General features: G+C 33.5%; 15 protein-coding genes. All 15 read left to right on the top strand.

Annotated features, from left to right (window positions below; all coding sequences use genetic code 11):
• Positions 1–43 precede the first annotated feature (43 nt).
• The 15 genes from sstT to Q3V94_RS13080 all read left to right on the top strand — a co-directional run bounded on the left by sstT (position 44) and on the right by Q3V94_RS13080 (position 21,592).
• Positions 44–1,294, top strand: a complete 1,251-nt coding sequence (gene sstT, locus Q3V94_RS13150) for a serine/threonine transporter SstT (protein WP_303528409.1) — start codon at positions 44–46, stop codon at positions 1,292–1,294.
• Positions 1,295–1,408: 114 nt separating this feature from the next.
• On the top strand, positions 1,409–2,449 hold the full coding sequence (locus tag Q3V94_RS13145; protein ID WP_303528406.1) for an FAD:protein FMN transferase: 1,041 nt from the start codon (positions 1,409–1,411) through the stop codon (positions 2,447–2,449).
• Positions 2,450–2,609: 160 nt separating this feature from the next.
• A complete protein-coding gene (locus tag Q3V94_RS13140) occupies positions 2,610–4,043 on the top strand; it encodes a peptidoglycan-binding protein (RefSeq protein ID WP_008907713.1) in 1,434 nt (477 codons plus the stop codon).
• A 107-nt stretch (positions 4,044–4,150) separates the two neighbouring features.
• Positions 4,151–5,197 (top strand): substrate-binding domain-containing protein, encoded by a 1,047-nt coding sequence (locus tag Q3V94_RS13135; protein WP_008907712.1) that lies wholly within the window; start codon positions 4,151–4,153, stop codon positions 5,195–5,197.
• Positions 5,178–6,698 carry a sensor histidine kinase gene (locus Q3V94_RS13130; RefSeq protein WP_008907711.1) on the top strand — a complete coding sequence of 507 codons (1,521 nt, stop codon included), beginning with the start codon at positions 5,178–5,180 and terminating at the stop codon, positions 6,696–6,698. Before Q3V94_RS13135 ends, Q3V94_RS13130 begins: the two co-directional genes overlap by 20 nt.
• Entirely contained in the window at positions 6,692–8,302 is a 1,611-nt protein-coding gene (locus Q3V94_RS13125; protein WP_008907710.1) for a response regulator, read from the top strand. Before Q3V94_RS13130 ends, Q3V94_RS13125 begins: the two co-directional genes overlap by 7 nt.
• The gene (locus Q3V94_RS13120; protein ID WP_008907709.1) at positions 8,295–9,383 is read left to right on the top strand and encodes a sugar ABC transporter substrate-binding protein; all 1,089 of its coding nucleotides are present in this window, start codon (positions 8,295–8,297) and stop codon (positions 9,381–9,383) included. The genes Q3V94_RS13125 and Q3V94_RS13120 overlap by 8 nt, the downstream gene beginning before the upstream one ends.
• A gap of 179 nt (positions 9,384–9,562) precedes the next feature.
• Positions 9,563–10,648, top strand: coding sequence for a sugar ABC transporter substrate-binding protein (locus tag Q3V94_RS13115; RefSeq protein WP_303528400.1), 1,086 nt, complete (start codon positions 9,563–9,565; stop codon positions 10,646–10,648).
• A gap of 81 nt (positions 10,649–10,729) precedes the next feature.
• A complete protein-coding gene (locus Q3V94_RS13110; RefSeq protein WP_303528399.1) occupies positions 10,730–12,250 on the top strand; it encodes a xylose ABC transporter ATP-binding protein in 1,521 nt (506 codons plus the stop codon).
• Positions 12,251–12,261: 11 nt separating this feature from the next.
• Entirely contained in the window at positions 12,262–13,437 is a 1,176-nt protein-coding gene (locus Q3V94_RS13105; RefSeq protein WP_303528397.1) for a sugar ABC transporter permease, read from the top strand.
• Positions 13,438–13,557: 120 nt separating this feature from the next.
• Positions 13,558–15,312, top strand: coding sequence for a methyl-accepting chemotaxis protein (locus Q3V94_RS13100; RefSeq protein ID WP_303528395.1), 1,755 nt, complete (start codon positions 13,558–13,560; stop codon positions 15,310–15,312).
• A gap of 160 nt (positions 15,313–15,472) precedes the next feature.
• Positions 15,473–16,027 (top strand): hypothetical protein, encoded by a 555-nt coding sequence (locus tag Q3V94_RS13095; RefSeq protein WP_303528393.1) that lies wholly within the window; start codon positions 15,473–15,475, stop codon positions 16,025–16,027.
• Positions 16,028–16,093: 66 nt separating this feature from the next.
• A complete protein-coding gene (locus Q3V94_RS13090) occupies positions 16,094–18,328 on the top strand; it encodes a bifunctional diguanylate cyclase/phosphodiesterase (RefSeq protein ID WP_303528390.1) in 2,235 nt (744 codons plus the stop codon).
• 122 nt (positions 18,329–18,450) lie between these two features.
• A complete protein-coding gene (locus Q3V94_RS13085; RefSeq protein ID WP_303528387.1) occupies positions 18,451–20,433 on the top strand; it encodes a methyl-accepting chemotaxis protein in 1,983 nt (660 codons plus the stop codon).
• Positions 20,434–20,584: 151 nt separating this feature from the next.
• Positions 20,585–21,592: a sensor histidine kinase gene (locus Q3V94_RS13080; RefSeq protein WP_303528385.1), complete on the top strand. Its 1,008-nt coding sequence runs from the start codon at positions 20,585–20,587 to the stop codon at positions 21,590–21,592.
• The last annotated feature ends 83 nt before the right edge of the window (positions 21,593–21,675 follow it).

Raw genomic sequence — 21,675 nt, 5'->3', positions numbered from 1 at the left:
GTTTAGTGGCAAACTTATAACATTATTAAGAGGGGGAGAAAAGATGAATAGTCTAATCCAAAAATGGAATCGACTAAGCTTAGTAAAACGAATACTTGTAGGCTTAATCGTAGGTATCATATTAGCACTAACGATGCCAGAAACGGCAAAGCCAGTTACTATTTTTGGTTCATTATTTGTTGGTGCTCTAAAGGCAGTAGCACCAATGCTGGTATTATTCTTAGTATCATCTGCTTTATCACAGCATAAGAGTGGACATCAGACCAATATGAAATCGATTATAGTTCTTTATTTAGTAGGAACATTTTCTGCAGGACTTATTGGCGTTCTTGCAAGCTTTATGTTCCCAGTTACGTTAACTTTGTCTGGAACTGAGGCAGGGAATTTAACACCTCCAGGTGGGGTTACGGAAGTATTAAAGGGGCTTTTATTGAATCTTGTTGATAATCCAGTAAAGGCTCTTTTCAATGCCAATTATATAGGAATACTATCCTGGGCAGTTCTTTTAGGCATTGCCTTAAGAAATGCTTCTGATTCTACAAAGACTATAATAGCTAATGTAGCAGATGCACTATCAACAATAGTTAGATGGGTTATTAACTTTGCACCCCTTGGAATTATGGGACTTGTTTTCGAGTCAATTGCTACGAATGGAATTCAAGCGCTATTAAGCTATGGACAATTAATAGTTCTTCTCGTTGGAGCGATGCTATTTGTAGCCCTTGTAGTTAATCCTATTATTGTTTTTTTATATATCCGTCAAAATCCATACCCACTTGTATTAAGATGTTTAAAGGATAGTGGTATTACAGCCTTCTTCACAAGAAGTTCTGCAGCAAATATACCAGTTAATATGAGCCTTTGTGAAAGCTTAGGGCTTGACAAGGACACCTATTCAGTGTCAATTCCTCTTGGTGCTACAATAAATATGGCTGGTGCTGCAGTTACAATATCTGTTTTATCCCTTGCGGCTGCCAACACCCTCGGTATAAAGGTCGACATTCCTACAGCCTTTATCCTAAGCGTTTTATCAGCCATAAGTGCCTGTGGTGCTTCAGGTGTAGCTGGTGGTTCCTTATTGTTAATTCCTCTTGCTTGCAGTTTGTTTGGAATTCCAAATGATATTGCAATGCAGGTTGTAGGTGTAGGTTTTATAGTGGGTGTTATTCAGGACTCATGTGAAACAGCTCTTAACTCATCTTCAGACGTTCTATTTACAGCAACTGCTGAGTTTGCAAAGTGGCGCAAAGAAGGAAGGAAAATCGATATATATGATACAAAGAAAACGGCATAAAATTTCCCCTGCATATTTGCAGGGGTTTTTTGTATTAATTTTTGTTAACAATTGCACAAAGCCCCTCTTAATGATAAAATACAATTTGTAAAATAAATGTAATGGGGGATGGAGATGAAAAAGGGAATTTTTTTATTTAGCCTTTTAATGTTTTTTATTTTGATTTTTTCTGGTTGTAAAAAAGAAGCTAAAATACTACAGGAACCTCTAGAAAAAACGGACTTTTTCCTTGGGACAGTATGTTCTATTAAAATATATGATGATGTTGACTCTACTGTTCTTGAAAAAGCCTTTAAAAGATTAAAGGAGATAGAGGACAAAATGACGATAAATGCAGAGGGCAGCGAAGTTGATGAGGTTAATGAAAATTCAGGAATAAAACCTGTCAAGGTTTCAGATGATGTTTATTACGTTATTAAAACAGGCAAGGAATTTGGAAAAGTTTCAGAGGGATTATTTGACATTACAATAGGGCCTATAGTTAAATTATGGAATATAGGAACAGATTATGCCAGGGTTCCAGAGGATTATGAAATAAAGGAAAAGCTTCCATTGGTAAATTATGAGGATATAGAATTAAACGATAGCGAAAAGACGGTCTTCCTAAAGAAAAAGGGAATGATGATAGACCTTGGAGGAATCGCAAAGGGTTATGCCGCCGATGAGGTTTGCAGAATACTTAAAGAAAACGGCGTTGAGCATGCTATTATAAACCTTGGTGGAAATGTTCTTGCAATGGGAGAAAATCCTGTTAAAAACAGGGATTGGAATATAGGAATACAAAACCCATATTCGATAAGAGGGGATTATTTTGCTATTGTTCCAATAAAGGATAAAACAGTTGTATCCTCGGGAGTTTATGAAAGATATTTTGAAGCTAATGGTAAAAGGTATCATCATATTTTAGATACCAAAACAGGGTATCCTGTAGAAAACAATTTAGTTGGAACGACAATAATAACAGATAAATCGATAGTAGCAGATGCATTGTCTACTACCATATTTGCTGCGGGAATTGAAAAGGGTTTAAAAATAGTAAACAGCATGGAAGGTGTAGAGGCAATTTTTATTACAAAGGACAAAAAGGTTTATATAACAGATGGGCTAAGGGGTAAAATTAACATAACAAATGAGGAGTTTAAGCTTGCAAATTAGAAAAAATTACAAAAATGTATGGAATTTTTTTCATATTGTGTTATAATATATGATAGATATTACGAAAAGTTAAGTTTTGGGTAGAGGGGTTGGTTTAATAATTAACAAACAATACCTCATCACCCTTCGTAATATTAAATTTTAGGTAAGGGGGATTAGTATGAAAAAAAGCATTAAAGTATTGACCTTTGCCCTTGCTGTTATGATTGCACTATCTTCATTTACAGTAAGCAATGGTCCAAAATTCTTTAAAGCTGATGCAGTTTCAGCAGCTACAAGCGGTGAAAGCAATAACAATCAAAACAAAACACAAACTGATACTAAAAAGACTAACACCACAACTAAGAAAACTACTCAAACAAAAACTACTACACAAACAAATGTAAAGGTTAATCGCTTGCTTGCATTAAACTCATATGGTGAAGATGTTAAAACATTACAAACATTGCTCAACAAATATGGATACAATCTAAAGGTTGATGGAATCTACGGACCAAAAACATTAGCAGCGGTTAAGGATTTTCAAAAGAAACATGGCCTTAAAGCAGACGGTGTTGTTGGACCAAAGACAATGGCAAAATTAAACCCAGCGCCTGTTAATGTTGCAAAGAATACTACAAAGCCAACAACTAACCCAAGCACAAACAATGAAGTTAAGAAGGAAAAGGCTATCATTAAGGTAGGAAAGGTAGATTATGCTGCCCATGGAACTAAGTGCTTTACATTTGCAATCGCTGCAGTTGAGGGCGATAGAATAGTTGCAGCTTATATCGACGATTATCAGTTTATGAGCAAGGACGTAGCAAAGGGAGTTCCAAACTCAGATGCTGATTTTGGAAAGAACTATCCACAGGGAATGGTTCTTGCATCAAAGATGACAAATGCAGAATACTATTCACAGTTAATGAAAGATAAGGCAAAATCAACAGTTCCAATTGATAAAAACTTCGAAGCTATAATTGAATTTGTAAAAGGAAAGACTATAAAAGAACTTGAAAATATCCTTGCATCAACACCAAAGGATAAGATGGCAGATGCAGTAAGTGGTGCAACTCTTGCTGATACCCATGGCTATATAACAGCAATAGTTGAAGCTGCTAAGGCTGCTAATAGCAGTCCAGAAATTGAAGTTACTGCAGATGAACTTAAGGATCTAAAGGTTGGAAAGGTTGACTTTGCGGCACACGGAACAAAATGTTTTACATTAGCTGTAGCATTCGTATCAGGAGACAAGATTGTTGCATCCTACATGGATGATTATCAATACATGAGCAAGGACGTAGCAAAGGGAGTTCCAAACTCAGATGCTGATTTTGGAAAGAACTATCCACAGGGAATGGTTCTTGCATCAAAGATGACAAATGCAGAATACTATTCACAGTTAATGAAAGATAAGGCAAAATCAACAGTTCCAATTGATAAAAACTTTGAAGCGATTTATAAATTTGTAAATGGAAAGACAATAAAGGAACTTGAAAATATCCTTGCATCAACACCAAAGGATAAGATGGCAGATGCAGTAAGTGGTGCAACCCTTGCTGATACTTATGGATATATAACAGCAATAGTTGAAGCTGCTAAGGCTGCAAGATGATAATTAGTATACATTGATATACCCTCACTTTTTAAAAAAGTGGGGGTTATTTTTGTGTTTTTTATTGTATGGTATAATTAATATAAAAATTAGCGGAGGAATATCTGATGAAAAGTCGGGATTTTATTAAATTTTTATATAATTATATAATTTTAATATTGATAATATTAAATATATTAGCCGGAGTTATACTCTATAGTATTGATAACAAGGACATAAAACCGATATTTTCTAAACCTAAATATCGTTTTTATTTTATTGCTCAAAATACTGTTGATCCCTTTTGGATGGAAGTAGTAAGAGGGGCAGAAGCAGCTGCAGGGGATTTAAATATTGCCATTGAGTTTTGTGCCCCCCGTTTTAGTGACATTCGGGAGGAATTAAAATATATTGATATTGCAACTCTTGCAAAAGTTGATGGAATTATAACCCATGCATTTAATACGGAGGATTTTACAAAGCTAATAGACAGGGCCTATTATAAGGGAATTCCTGTTATAACTCTTGAAAACGATAATAATAAAAGCAAAAGGTATGCCTTTGTTGGAACAAATAGCTTTGAAATAGGAAAGAAGGCTGCGCTACTCTTAATTAAAGCTACAGGGGGAAGGGCTAAGGTTGCTGTTATTTCTAATAGCGATTCCAATGGGGATTCTATTGAAAACAATCTAAAAATGAACGGTTTTTTAAGCACCATAAAGGATTATCCTGAAATGAAGGTTGTAAAGTATTACACATCTAAAATGGGGATTTTAAGTGCGGAGGAGATTACACAAAAGATAATCGATTCTAATGAAGGGATAAACGCGATATTCACAATAAGTTCAGCGGATACCTTAGGAGCTGCGCAGCTTATCGTGGATAGGAATATGGTTGGCAAAATTACCCTTGTTGGCTATGGGATTTCAGAGGAAATAACCCGCTATATTGAAAAGGAAATAATTTATGGGACGGTTGCAAGTGACCCATATAACATGGGATATGAAAGTATTAAGGCCCTTGTTGAAATAAAAGAGGGGAAAAATATTCCGACCTTTATAGATTCAGAAATAAGGGTAATAACAAAGGATGAGCTTTTTAATTTAAGAAAAAAGGAAATGCTAAGAAATAAATACCGAAAGTGGGAGAGCTTATATGAACAAGGAGATATTTAAGTTTTTAGGAATTAGAAAAAGACTCATAATTTATTTCCTCTTTACTATTTTCCTTTTGACCAGCACAAGTTTTTTTTCATTTTATACTGCAAAGGTTGTAATAAACAATACAAATAGCATTATAAACGATTATATATACTTAAATGAACTAAAATATAACATAAATGGACTTATGACGGAGCTTGAAAAATATCTAACAACAGCATCATCCGAAAACCTTCTTAATTACTATAATTATTATAATCGACTTCAGGAGATTTCAAATCAAATTTCCAGGACTCTTGAATATGATAATAAGCTTCTTATTTTAATGGACATCGGCAATATGCTTGATGAACTTTTAAGGGAAACGGATAAAGCCGTCCTTGCTAAAAGGGGGAGAATAAGCAGCAGATATATTTCAAATTTTCAGCGTTCAATAGAAATAAGTGAATATATAAATCAATATTATGACAAACTTCTAGACAGCAAACTTAAAACAGAATCAGAAAGATATCAAAACATAAATAAGAATATGAGTTTTGTAACTTATCTAAGTTTTTTGACAATAATAATATCAATTTTTTTATCTTTATATATAGCTATTATGTCAACATATAGGCTTACAAAGCCCATATCCGACCTTTCCAATTCGGCAGAAAAGGTAGCTAAAGGGCACTTTGACATAGAAATTTACAAGCCAAACACAGGAGATGAAACGGATATACTTGCAGGTGCATTTATTAAAATGGTAGACAGCATTAAAAATTATATAAATGAGCTAAAAAAACAAGCTGAGGTCGAAAAAAGATTAAAGGAACAGGAACTCCAAAATATAAAGATGGCAAGCCTTTTAAAGGAGGCAGAACTTAAGTTTTTACAATCTCAGATAAATCCCCACTTTCTTTTTAATACTTTAAATGCAGCTTCTCAGCTTGCTATGATAGAAGGCTCTGATAAAGCTTCCGAATTTATTGAAAATATAGCACAGCTTTTTAGATATAATTTAAAAAATATAGATGATTTAGTTCCATTAAGGGATGAAATAGAGCATGTGAAAAATTATATGGGAATATTAAAAATGAGGTTTGGAAATAGGATAGAGTTTTTTAGCGATATAGATGAAGGGGCCCTCGATGTTAAAGTTCCAAGAATAACCCTACAGCCAATAGTTGAAAATGCTTATGTCCATGGGCTTCAGAATTTAGAAAGGCCTGGCGAAATACACCTAAATGTTAAATCTATGAAAGAAAATATAATAATCGAAATAATAGATAACGGGATGGGAATGGATGAAGATACAATACAAAAAATACTTTTATCGGCTACAGATGAAAGATTATCTAAAAAACATGTTACTGGAATAGGTATGAATAATGTTTTGGAAAGGCTTGAGATTTTATTTGATATTCAGGATAGATGTGAATTAATAAGTATAGAAAGTAAACTGGGTTATGGAACCAAGATAACATTAAGAATACCAAAGGGGAATTCACGAATAAAGGATGTGAAGGTATGTTAAAGATTTTGATTGTTGATGATGAATATCTTGTGCTTGATTCTCTGAAGATGATAATATCTAAAAATTTTGAAGATGTTAAGGTCATTGGGACTGCAAGTTCAGGTAGAGAAGCAATAGAAAAGGCAATTGAGCTTAAACCGGATGCCATATTTATGGACATTCATATGCCAGGAATTGATGGAATAGAAGCCATAAGGCAGATTAAGGCAGCAAATAACGATGTATTTTTTGTTATACTTACGGCCTATGAATATTTTGATTATGCTAAAGAAGCACTTAATTTAGGAGTTTTTGAATACCTATTAAAGCCTATAAACAAATCAAAGGTAATTGAAACGATAAGCAAACTATCTGCTGCTGTTGAAAACAAAAGGAGAAATTTTCTAATAGAAGTAGAATTAAAGGATAAAATAAATAAAATTATTCCTTTTCTAGAAGCACAGTTTGTTTCTTATAAGATGTTTAATGTTGGAACATTGAATGAAGTGCAATTTTATGAAGGCATATTTAATATGGATCTTAAACATGGCTATGCTATGTGCATTTTATTTTCTGACTTTGAGGATAGAGGTAAAGTAGAGAGCCTTAAGGGAAGGCAGGACAAACAAAATTTTTATGACCTTTTAAAGATAAAGTTAAAGGGGTTAACCAATTGTCTTATAGGAAGACCATTGTCAGATAGAATAGTAGCTTTTATTCCTGTTAATGAAGCGGAAAATATAAATGATATAAAGGATAAATCCGTTAAGTTAGGAAAGAGGCTAACAGAAAAATTAATGGGATCAACTGATATAAAGTTTAAAATAGGGATAGGAAGGGTTTATGACCTTGAAGGATTCCCAAGGTCCTGTAGTGAGGCTTATCTTGCCGCAGCTACTAAAACTGATGGAATTATAATTCATTATGAGGATATACCATTAAATTTGCAATCCTCCTATGATTATAATAGTAACATTGAAAATTTGTTTTTGAACTCAATAATTACAGGGAATTTTAACGAAGCCCATGAGATTTTTAAAGAGATATTTGTTTGGCTTAACAGTATTTATTTAGAAGATATCGATAGGATAAAGGCAAAATTAATAGAACTAGTTTTTTTAATAGAAAGGGCAGTTTCCCAAAGGATTGATAATTTTAGTGACATTAAGCAAAAAGTTATTTTATCCTTATTAAAGATAAGCAATGGAATCGAATTAAGAATGCAATTTCTGCAATTTATATCCGATTTAGCCTATCAAATTCAAAATTCAAAAAACGGCAATATAGATGGAATTGTTTCAAAGGTTTTAGAGTATATAAATAAAAATTATCATCAGGATATATCTTTACATGATATAGCAAAAAGCGTCAATTTGAGCTACCATTATTTAAGCAAAATCTTTAAGGATAAAATAGGTAAGGGATTTATAGAATATTTAACAGAGCTTAGGATAGAAAAATCTATGCAGCTTCTTATAAATCAAAATTTAAGCATTAAGGAGATCTGTCAGCAGATAGGATACAGCGATCCAAATTATTATTGCAAGGCCTTCAAAAGGGTGACAGGAATGACGCCAACAGAGTATAGACTTTCAAGAAATGTAAGGGGGGATAATCTTGCTTAAGGATAGGATATTAAAAAACACCCTTACAGTTATATTGGTTGTTATTCTTTTTATTGAACTTTCTTTTATTTTTATAAAGCTTTATAAACCTGATTTTTATTTAAAACAATCTAATGGATCTAATTCTGAGAATAATAACAAAATTAAAATAGGTTTTTCCCTTGGGACATTAAAGGAGGAAAGATGGATAAAGGACAGAGACATTTTAATTACAAAGGCAAGAGAATTAGGGGCAGAGATAATAGTTCAAAATGCCAACAACGATGATCAGGACCAGCTAAAGCAAGTTAAATATCTATTAGATCAGGGTATAGATATTCTTATATTAGTTCCTAATGACTATAAAAAAGCCTCTAAAGCTGTTGAAATGGCAAGGGAAAGGGGGATCCCTGTAATTTCCTATGATAGGCTTGTTTTGAATTCAAATGTCGATCTTTATATAAGTTTTGACAACGTAAGGGTTGGAGAACTCATGGCCTTATGGTTGTTAAAAAAGGTAAAATGGGGGAATATTTTTATTGTCAATGGAGCTCCTAATGACTATAACACAAAAATGATTAAGGAGGGTTATGACAGGATATTAATGCCCTATGTTGAAGCTAAGAAAATAAACATAATAAAGGAGGAATGGGCAGAAAACTGGCTAAAGGAATATGCCTTTAGTGTTATTGATAAAGAACTTCAAAGGGGCACTAAAATTAATGGAATAATAGCAGGGAACGATAGCTTAGCAGAGGGGGCAATTGAAGCCTTATCGGAACACAGATATATGGGGAAGGTTTATGTTGTTGGACAGGATGCTGACCTTTGGGCATGCCAAAGAATTGTTGAGGGAACTCAGCTTATGACGGTTTATAAGCCTATTGACAAATTAGCAGAGGCAACGATTGAAATGGCCATAAAACTTGTTAAAAAGGAACCTTTAAATATAGAAAGGAAAATATTTGATGGCAAATACTATGTTCCGTATTATGTTTTGCAGCCAATTCCTGTTGATAAGGACAATATTGAGGAAACGATAATAAAGGACGGATTCCATTTAAAGGAAGAAGTATATATAAAAAAGGATGGCAGTCAATAGAAAATTCTATTGACTGCAATTTTTTACTACAAAAAATTACTACTTCAAAATTTTAAATTTGAATAATAGCTAATTTATGCATAAACTTTGCAAATAGGTCCAGAGACAAGCATCTTCATTTGTGCAATAATTTTAATAGAATTAATAATCAAAAAATTTAAAAATCAGGGGGGTTAAAAATGAAAAAGATCATTGCGTTTTTTATGTTAGCAATGATGATGCTAGGACTAACATCCTGCGGAACAAAAAAGGTGGATGTTGGTATAGTATTGCCAACAAAGGATGAACCAAGATGGGTTCAGGATGAAACAAGATTTAAGGAAGCTCTAAAGGATACCAATTATTCAGTTGAAATTTTATTCAGCCAAGGATCTTCAGCAAAGGAAAAGGAAAATGTTGATGCTTTAATTGCAAAGGGAATTAAAGTGCTTATAATTTGCCCACATGATGGTAATGCAGCTGCAGCTGCAGCAGAAGCTGCTAAAAAAGAAGGAATAAAGGTTATATCCTATGACAGATTGATAACTAATACCGACGCTGTTGATTATTATGTAACCTTTGATAGCATTGCAGTTGGTGAAGCTCAAGCACAATACCTTGTAGATAAAGCAAAGGGAAAAGGAAATCCACTTTATCTTTATGCAGGGGCAGCATCAGACAACAACGCATTCCTATTCTTTGAAGGTGCATGGAATGTTTTGCAGCCAAAGATTGCTGATGGAACATTCGTTATAAAGAACTCAAGCGAAGCTGTTGCTCTTCAAAATAAGCCAAAATTAACTCGTGATGAAATGGCAAGAATAATAGGCCAGATTACAACAAACTGGGATTTCAATGAAGCAAAGAGAAGAGCAGAAGACAACTTAACAGCTGCTAAGAAGGAAGATAAGGGTAATGTATTTATACTTGCACCAAACGATGGAACAGCTCGTGCTATTGCAGATGCCTTTGCAGCAGATAAAGATGTTACAAGCTATGTAGTAACAGGACAAGACGCTGAAAAGGCTTCAGTTCAGTATATAATTGATGGAAAACAATCAATGACAGTATTCAAGGATGTTAGAACTCTTGTTAAGGATGCTATAGCAATGGCAAAGGATTTACTCCAAGGAAAAGAACCAGAAACAACAGGAACATATAACAACGGAAAGATTGATGTTAAGGCAAAGCAAACAGAAGTTATAGTTGTTGATAAAAATAATGTAAAGGAAGCATTAATAGATTCAGGCTACTATAATGCTTCAGACTTTACAGGAATACAATAATGCAAATATGAATAGTGATAGTTTATGCTATCACTATTCATTTCTTAATCAATTAAATGTCATTTCAAGGAGTTTGGTGTTATGAGTGAATACATTTTAGAGATGAAGAATATAACAAAGACATTTCCAGGAGTTAAAGCATTAGATAACGTTGACTTTAGGGTAAAAAAGGGAGAGATTCACTGCTTAGTTGGAGAAAATGGTTCAGGGAAATCAACCCTCATGAAGGTATTAAGTGGGGTTTATCCTTTTGGAGAATACGCGGGAGAAATTATATTCGATGGAAAGCCTCAAAAATTTAAAAGTATAAACGATAGTGAACGAGTTGGAATTGTTACGATATATCAGGAACTTGCACTGATTCCTGAGCTTACGATATATGAAAACATATTTTTGGGGCATGAAATAAAGAAAGGAAACTTCATCGACTGGAATGAAACTATAGCAAGGGCAAAAAAGATGCTAAAAAAGGTTAAGCTGGATATAAATCCAACACTAAAGGTTAAGGACCTTGGGGTTGGCATGCAGCAGCTTGTTGAGATTGCAAAGGCCCTTTCAAAAAACGTAAAGCTTTTGATTTTAGATGAGCCAACAGCAGCTCTAAATGAGGATGACAGCGAAAACCTATTAAAATTAATTAAAGAGTTAAAAGAGCATGGAGTAACATGTATATTGATTTCCCACAAATTAAAGGAAGTTATATCCGTTGCGGATTCAATTACAGTGTTAAGGGATGGTAAGATGATTTCATCCCTTGAAGTTGGAAAGGATGAGATAAGCGAAAATATAATAATAAAACATATGGTCGGAAGGGAAATAGAGGATATTTATCCTAAGAGAAAGAAAAAGGAGTTTGGAGAGAAGGTCCTTGAGGTAAAAAATTTAAGCGCTTATGATCCTAATCTAGGAAGACAAATCCTAAAGGATGTTGAGTTTAACGTTCGAAAGGGTGAAATCGTAGGAATAGCTGGACTTATGGGTGCAGGGAGAACAGAGCTTGCTCTGTCCATATTTGGAAATCCCAAAGGTTATAGGTTAAAGGGTGAAATTTATGTTAATGGACAAAAAAAGAAATTTACAAAACCAAAGGATGCAATAAGAGCTGGAATTGCTTACGTATCAGAGGATAGAAAGGGAAATGGTTTGATCCTAATAGATGATATTAGAAACAATATTTCAATTACAAACCTTAAGGAACTTACAAAAAACGGGTTTGTAAATGAAAATGAGGAGATTAAAGTTGCCAATGAATATAAAGAGTCTTTAAGGATAAAAGCACCAAGCGTTGAACAAAAGGTTGGCAACCTTAGCGGCGGGAATCAACAGAAGGTTTCCCTTGCAAAGTGGCTTTTTGTAAAACCCCATGTCCTTATATTAGACGAGCCTACAAGGGGTATTGATGTTGGTGCAAAATATGAGATATATACCCTCATGAATCAGCTTGTTGAAAAGGGAATGAGCATAATAATGATTTCATCTGAACTTCCTGAAATTTTAGGAATGAGCGACAGAGTATATGTAATGTCGGGAGGTAGAATGGTTGGTGAACTGCCTATAGAAGAAGCAACCCAAGAAAAAATAATGGAACTTGCAACGAATTAGGAGGCATTGTTATGAAGTTTATGGATGAAGCTAAATATCTTTTAAAACAAAATATACGTGACTATGGAATGTATGTTGCCCTTGCAGTTATAATGATGATTTTTACTGCTACAACAGGTGGGCTTTTTATATCATCAAGAAATATAAGCAACCTAATAAATCAAACAGGCTATATAGCTGTTTTGGCGGTTGGCATGACTTTAATAATAGTTATAAGGCATATCGACCTTTCGGTAGGATATCTTGCAGGATTTTTAGGTGCAATTGCTGCTATACTTTTAACAAAGGCAGGGGCACCTGTATATTTAACTATTTTAGTAGTTCTTGTATTAGGAACTTTAATTGGACTTTTTAATGGTTATTTGGTTGCCTATGTTGGAATCCCAGCCTTTGTGGCAACACTTGCAGGAATGCTGGCCTTTAGGGGGGCGCTTCTTTTAGTTACAGAAGAGACAGGAACGATTATAGTGCCAAATAAAAGTTTTAATGCCATTGGTAATGGCTTTATTCCTGATATTGCCCATATTCCAGGAATTCATCTTTTAACTCTTCTAATTGGTGCGCTAGCGATAGTCTTTTATATATACAGCGAATTTAATGTTAGAAAAAATAAGATTAAATACAATTTTGAGGTTATATCCTTTAAGATGTTCATATTAAAACTTGTCCTTGTTTCATCGATAATTGCTTATGTTACATGGATTTTATCGGGATATAATGGACTTTCCTGGACAGTTGTTATAGTTATTATCGTTGTTGCTATATATCATGTAATAACTACGAAAACTCCCCTTGGAAGATATATATATGCAGTTGGTGGAAACCCTGAGGCTGCAAAGCTTAGCGGTATTGATGTAAGTAAGATTACATTGATAGTTTTTGGATCGATGGGCCTTTTATCAGCCCTTTCAGGAATACTTTACACAGCAAGACTTCAATCTGCAACAACAACAGCAGGAACGCTGTTTGAGCTTGATGCAATAGCAGCTGCTTATGTTGGTGGTGTTTCAGCAGCAGGCGGTGTTGGGAAGGTTACAGGTTCTATTGTTGGTGCCCTTGTTATGGCGTCTCTAATAAACGGAATGAACTTAATGGGAGTTGGAATTTCCTATCAGTATATAATAAGAGGTGCTGTTCTTGCAGCAGCAGTTATATTTGATGTAAAAACCCGCAACAAGAGTAGATAACAAGATCCCCCTAAAGCGTCTGGATTTTCCAGACGCTTTTATTATAAAGTTTTGTGCTAAGCAAACGATAATTTTAGTGAGGATTTAAGGACAACAAAAGCTAAGGAGGTTAAATTTACAATGAAGAAAATGGCTGGAACAAGTATTAAAATAAAATTAGTTGCAATGTTCATAGCAGTAATTGTATTTAGTATGGGAATTTTAGGTATTGCTTCATATGGCATATCAAAAAAATCACTTTCTGATCTTGGAAACAGAGCATTGAAAAACAAGATAAATATGGGTATTACATTTATGGAGGCATTAGAAAGTCAAGTTCAAGAAGGAAAACTTACTAGGGAGGAAGCTCAGGAAATTTTCAAATCTAAAATGTTAAATCCTAAAAAGGGTGATGGTAAAACAAGAGGACAAAATGAAAAGTTAGAATTAGATATAGGAGCTTACATGTTTGCTATAAATAGTCAAGGAATAGAAATGATGCATCCTTTTAAGGAGGGCGATGATATATCTAACATAGTAGATCCTAAAGGAAACAATATCGTAAAATTAATTATAGAAGAGGGTAAACATCCAAAAAATAATGGTATTATAAAATATTATTGGAAAAATCCAGGAGAAGATATAATTCGAGCTAAAACAAATGCAGTAGCATACTTTGAACCATGGGATTGGTATGTAAATGTTGGAGCTTATGATGAAGACTTTTATAGGCCGGCCCAAAAGGTTTTAAACATTATACTTTTGTTTTCTTTGATAAACCTTTTAGTAGGGTCCAGTTTGATATTGTGGTTTCTTAATAAAAAACTTAATCCATTAAAGGAACTTTCTGAATCCATGAAGGAGGTTGCAGAGGGTAATCTAAATATAGAACTTGAAATTAAAAGCAATGATGAAATAGGAAAAATACAAGAGAGTTTCGGGAAAATGCTAAAGGCCCAAAGGGAAATGATAAAGAAGATAAAGGTTAGCGTTGAGGAGGTATTGGGACAATCGGAAAACTTATCAGCTACATCTGAGGAGATGGCCTCAAGTTCACAGGAAGTTGCAAAGACGATGCAGCAGATAGCAGAAGGTTCTTCCTCCCAGGCAAATGATTTACAGGAAATAGTAGGGCTTATGACAGAGTTGACACAAAATATAGAAAATGCATTAAGGGAATTAACAACAGTTAAAGATGAAACTTTAAATACATCTAATAGGGCAAATATTGGTAAATCAGAGATGGATAAATTAATTAGGACAATAGAGGATATTAAAAATGCGTTTGAAATAGTAACATTAAAGGTTAATAATCTTACAAATTCAGTTAAAGAGATAAGCAATATAACTAACGTAATAACCTCAATAGCAGAGCAAACAAATTTACTTGCATTAAATGCTGCAATAGAGGCGGCAAGGGCAGGGGAGGCAGGAAGAGGTTTTGCAGTAGTTGCGGATGAGGTTAGAAAGCTTGCAGAGGAGTCGAAGAAGTCTGCTAGTGAAATAGTTGAACTCGTAAATTCAATTGAAAAGGATACGGATGATGTAATAATTACATCAAAGGATGTGGATGGATTTATAAAATCCCAGGCAACAGCAGTTGAAAAAACAGTAGCCTCCTTTGGGGATATACTTGAATCTATTGAAAGAATAGCACCTCTTATGAAGAATACCTATAATGCTATGGATGAGATGGTAAGCTCCAAGGATAAAGTTCTTTTAAAGGTTGAGGCGGTAAGCGCAGTAACGGAAGAAAACACAGCAGCAGCTGAAGAGGTTGCAGCATCTTCAGAGGAACTTTCAGCATCCTCACAGGAGGTTGCAGCAACAGCCAATACTTTAAATCAGCTTGCTACTGATTTAGCTAATGCTGTTGAAATATTTAGGTTAAATTAAAAGGATATTGTGCTTAAGGCAGATTATCAATATCTGCCTTTTATATTTAATAATGGATTTGCTATAATTTAGATTTTATATTGCCTTTTATATCTAAATATTGTAAAATTAGTTTAAACGATGATGGTTTGTGTCGAATTATGTTATAAAGGTGAGAATTATGAAAAAGAAGAAGATTAACTTAACTAATATAGCTATAATTCCACTTATTGTGGTGATTATATCAATATTTTTAACTATGTTCTCTACTTATTTAACAGGAAGTAAAATTATTAAGAATAAAACCAAGGAGTTTGGGCTTAATATTGCAAAAGAGGTTGCTGTTGCTATAGAAAATAACGAAACTTCATTAAGAAAGATTGATGAGACCTTTGAAGATAAAATTATAATGGCTGGAAGAGCGGTTTTATTAAATGATAACAAGATAAACAATACCCTGTTAAAAGAATACGCATATAAATTGGGGATATTTGAATTAAATCTATTTAACAAGGAAGGTAAAATAGTATTTTCAAACATTGATGAATATGTTGGATTTATTGCGCCAGAGAATCATCCTATAAGAAGATTTATGAAAAGCAGTTATTCTGAGTGGGTAGAGGAGGATATAAGAAAGGATGTATCTTCCGATAGGTATTTAAGATATGGCTATGTTAAGAATAAAGATGGTTCAATAATCCAGGTTGGAATTCTTGCAAATGAAATATATGAATAAAGAAGAATTTTTAACCCCCAGATATTATTAAACCATTATATTAACGACGATAATATCCTTTATATTTTGCTATATGACAAAAATTTAAGTGTAGTCTCTTATGTTGGTGATTTTCAGCAAGAGAAGATAAATGATAAACCATATCTTGATGAAGTATTAAATGGCAAAACAGTTGTAAACGAGATGATAGATAAAGAAGGGGAAATAAATATAGTTAAGATTCTAATGCCCGTATTTTCAGAGGGTAAAATTACAGGCATTTTAAGTATGGGACTATCCCTAAAAAGCCTAATCATATCCCTATATAAATATTTTGCTATTTCTTTACTTATAGCACTATTAACTTCTTTGATTATTTTACTTATAGTAAATAAAAAGATTATAAAACCTATTGATGTCTTGTCTGAAGAACTTAGTCAAATCGATTTAGAGGGAAACTTAGAATATAGAGTTGAAATTTTTGAAAATGATGATTTTGCTGATCTTAAAAGGGTAATAAATGAGATGCTTGATAAGATAAATGGATATGTAAATAATATAAAGGAACATAAAGAGGAGCTTTTGGTATCTAATGAGGAGCTGGCTGCAACGGTTGAGCAGCTTACTGCAGCAGAGGAGGAGCTAAGGGCCCAATACGAGGAAATCCAATCTTATAATGAAAGATTACAAGAATTACAACAAAAGTATGAAATAGCCATCGAAGGAAGCAATAGTGCCGTTTGGGAAATTGATTTGGAAAAAGGGACAATTAATTTGTCAGAAAGTTTCCTTCAAATGATGGGTATTAGTTTGTATGGTGAGAATGAATTATCAAAAGTTTTTGATACAGTTTTAGAGGAAGAGGATAAACAAAGACTAATAGATTCCTATCATAGATATATCCATGGCTATTCTGATGGGATATATTCACAGATAAAAATGAAAGATTCAAAGGGAAGAACAAGATGGTTTTTGATTTCAGCAAGATGTATTAAGGATATTAAAGCAAGAAAACTTTATGGTATTTTAACTGAAATAACAAGGCTTAAAGAACAGGAGGAGGCCATCACTTTTCTTGCCTACAACGATCACTTGACAGGACTTCCTAATAGAAGAATGCTTGAAAAGACTTTTAAAGAAGTTGTAAAGGACGGACATGGTGCAGTTGTATTAATGGATTTAGATAATTTTAAAAATATCAACGATACTAAAGGGCATGTTTTTGGAGATGCACTGCTTAAAAGTGTGTCGGAATTTTTTAGCCAAATGAAGGAAGAAAATATAAACTTTTTTAGATTTGGTGGGGATGAATTTATAATATTGATTAAGAATGAAATGAATACTGAAAAAATTGAAGGTAAAGTAAAAAATATTATAGATAATTTAGCAGAAAAAATAAAGGATGTTCTAAAAGTTAATATCACAGCAAGTTCTGGTATTGCATTATATCCCATAGACGGCCTAAGTTTAGATGATTTATTAATGAAGGCAGATGTTGCTTTATACGGGGCGAAAAGTTCTGGTAAAAATAAATATATATTTTTTAACAATGAAATGATTGATAGGCTTAAGGAAAGAATGGAGATTGAAGAGATATTGAGAGATTCTATAAACAACGATGGTTTTGTTTTATATTATCAACCTATTATTGATGCTAAAAGCTATGAAGTTGTTTCCTTTGAAGCACTTTTAAGATTAAGAAATCATAACATATCCCCTGCTAAGTTTATCCCCATTGCAGAGGATACGAACCTTATAGTTCCAATTGGAGAATGGGTTATTAAAGAGTCATTGATGCAGCTTAAAGGGTGGAAGGAAAAGGGATACAAATTAAAGCCTATTGCAATAAACGTCTCGCCTGCTCAAATTAAAGATAAATCCTTCCCCAAAAAAGTAGAGGGTATGCTTGAGGAATTTAATATTGAACCTTTTTATATAGAACTTGAAATAACTGAAAATATAATGCTGGAAAACCATGATGATGTAATTAATACATTAAGACAGCTAAAGGATATAGGCGTTAAAATAGTTTTAGATGATTTTGGGACGGGATATTCTTCGATAAATTATTTGACTTATCTTCCTGTTGATAAAGTAAAATTAGATAAAAGCCTTAGCGATAGATTTTTAACTCATGATGCTTTAATAGTAAAGAACCTGATCTCCTTTGTAAAGAGCCTGAATCTTAAAGTAGTGGCAGAGGGAATAGAAACTAAGGTTCAAAGGGATTTATTAAAAGAAATAGGATGTGACTTTATTCAAGGATATGTCTTTAGCAAGCCTGTTCCATCAGAAAAAATTGAAAATAAATTTTTAGGATAGGGATATTTCCTATCCTTTTTTGTCGGAAAATACTAAAGACATAGGATAAAGAGTCGATAAATAAAATATGAAATTTAAAAAATATTTTAATCATATTAAAATTAAAGGGGAGCATGATTAGTATGAATTTTTTAAAGAGGATGATGTTAAGGCAAAAATTAATATCAATTTTTATTTTAATATCAGTTGTTCCTGCAATAATAACGACATCAATTACTTTATTTAGAAGTAAAGCATTGGTAGAAAGCAAAGTAAATAATTTAACAAAACAAATTTCTGATGAAAAGATTGCATATATTGATACTTTTATTGAGAGAATTATAGGTCAAATTGATTCCGTTATTAAAAATCCTGATGTTTATAGAAGGGACAATGCAAAGCTCTTGAATATCCTTCAAAATCTTCAACAATCTGATGAAAATGTAATAGCTTTATATGTAGGAAATAGTGATAAGGAAATGCTTATATATCCTAAAATTCAGCTTCCAGAAGGATATGATCCTACATCAAGACCATGGTATAAAGATGCCGTAAATTCCTTTGGGAGGGCAGTTATAACTGATCCCTATGAGGATGCAGCAAGTAAAGACATGGTTATAACTGTTGCAAAGGCCTTTAAGCTTTCCGATGGAAAAACAGCTGTTGTTGCAGCGGATGTAAGCATAGATACTATAATAAAAAATATGTTAAAGACGAAGGTTGGAGAAACAGGATATACAACCTTGATTTTAGATAACGGAGTAGTAATTGCCCATCCTAAAAAGGAAATGCTCTTTGTAAATATCGCTGAAAAGTATGATTTTGGTAAAAAGGTTGTTCAAATGAAAAATGGTAATTTAAAATATAATTTTAACGGTGAAGATAAGATAATGGGATTTTCCCAGTCAAAACTCACCAATTGGATTGCCATTGCGACAATGAATCAAAGTGAATATGCAAAGGAATTTAATAATAGTCTTACCCAAACAGCAATAATACTAGCTATAATGGCAGCATTAACTGCTATTTTAGGTTTAGCTTTTGCCAACAGAATCTCAAATCCTTTAATAAATATTATGCACCTTATGAAAAGGGCAGAGAAGGGTGATATGGCAATAGATGTTGAGGTTACAAGCAGCGACGAAGTAGGAAGGATACAGGAAAGCTTTAAAAATATGATAAAGGCCCAAAGGGAAATGATAAAGAAGATAAAGGTTAGCGTTGAGGAGGTATTGGGACAATCGGAAAACTTATCAGCTACATCTGAGGAGATGGCCTCAAGTTCACAGGAAGTTGCAAAGACGATGCAGCAGATAGCAGAAGGTTCCTCCTCCCAGGCAAATGATTTACAGGAAATAGTAAGCCTTATGATTAACCTTACTAATAGCATAGAAGGAGCCTACCAACAGTTACAGAAGGTCAAGGATGAGGCTGGAAATACAAGTAATAAAGCAAGTGCAGGAAAAGAAGAGATGGACAAATTAATAAAGTCAATAGATGATATAAGAAATGCCTTTGAATTAGTTGTAGCAAAGGTTAACAATCTAACGAGCTCAGTAAAGGAAATAAGCAATATAACAAGCGTAATAACATCCATATCAGAACAAACTAACTTATTAGCATTAAATGCTGCAATAGAGGCAGCAAGGGCAGGGGAGGCAGGAAGAGGTTTTGCAGTAGTTGCAGATGAAGTTAGAAAGCTTGCAGAGGAATCTAAAAAATCAACCAGCGAAATAGCAGAACTTGTAAGCTCAATACAAAAGGATACGGAGGAAGTAATAAAGACCTCCAGCAGCGTAGAAAATTTTATAAAATCTCAGACCAAAGCAGTAGAGAACACTGTAGGTGCCTTTGGAGAGATATTAGAATCTGTAGAAGGAATAGTTCCGCTAATGGAAATGGTGCATAGAGGAATGGATGAAGTAGTGAAGTCAAAGGATGAGATACTATCAAAGGTAGAAGCTGTTAGTGCAGTAACGGAAGAAAACTCAGCAGCAGCTGAAGAGGTTGCAGCATCTTCAGAGGAGCTTTCAGCATCCTCACAGGAGGTTGCAGCAACAGCGGAGCATTTAAGTTCCTTAGCTTCTGATTTATCTAAAATGGTTGATGTGTATAAAGTTGAATAAAATAAAACTTAAAAGGGAAGCTAAGTGGCTTCCCTTTTAAGTTGGGATAAATTTGGTTGAGATGTTATTAAATTAAAAATATAATAAAATATAAGAAATTGTTTAAGATATGAATAAAAGCTTTGTGTTTTTACCCAATAGGGGGGATTTTATGATTAAAAGGCTAGATATAGCACAAATCAACGATATTATAAATAAAATAATAGAAAACATAAATTTAAGCAGGGAACAGATATTTGATATAATAGACGGGATAAGAAAAGAAGAGGAAAATCTTATGCTTGAAATAGCAAGCATTAAAAATAGGATATTAAATGTTATAGATGAGGTAGACAGGTTAGAAAAACTAGATAAGAAGCTTAGAATAAGGCTTGCTGAGGTTTCAAGGGATTTTTTTAAGTATACTGAAGAGGATATAAAAAAGGCCTATGATGAGGCCTATGAAGTTAGAATGAAGTTAAATGAAAAGAAAAACGAAGAAAAAATGTTAAGGGAAAAAAGGGACCACTTAGAGATACAGCTAAAAAAATTGGCAGAAAACATAAAAAATGCCGAGAGGGTAATTCATCAAATTAACGTTGCTCTAAAATATTTAGAAGGAGACATATTGCCTGCCCTTGGAATGGATAATGTAGAATCGGAGATGCTCCTTGGAATAAAGATTTTAGAGGCACAAGAAAATGAAAGAAAAAGAATAGCAAGGGATATCCACGATGGCCCAGCCCAGTATATTGCAAATGCAGTAATGAGGGTTGACTTTTGCAAAAGGATAATTGAAAAAAATATAGATGAAGGATTAAAGGAGCTTTTTGAATTGAAGGAAATACTGAAAAGGGCCCTTAAGGAGGTTAGGGATATAATATTTGATTTAAGGCCCATGTCCTTAGATGACCTTGGATTAAATCAAACCATTCATGAGCTTGTAAAATCTATAACCCAGGATCATGATTTAAAAATTAATTTAAAATTGAAACCTGTAAAGGACGAGATTGAGCCAATAATTCAGGTTGCAGTATTTAGAATAGTCCAGGAAATTTTAAACAATGTTAAAAAACATTCAAAGGCTAAAAACGTAGAGATAAAATTAGATTATGGTTTAAAATATCTAATGCTTGTAGTTAATGATGATGGAATAGGCTTTGATGTTGAAAAACCTTAGATGAGGTAAAAAAACGAGGAGAATCCTTTGGTCTTTTAGGAATAATGGAAAGGGTTAAACAACTTCAGGGGGATATTCATATA

The organism is Caloramator sp. CAR-1 (genome assembly GCF_030546345.1).
GTDB lineage: Bacteria > Bacillota > Clostridia > Clostridiales > Caloramatoraceae > Caloramator > Caloramator australicus.
Note: the sequence above shows the minus strand (reverse complement) of the source record. Positions and strands in the feature narration are given on the sequence as shown.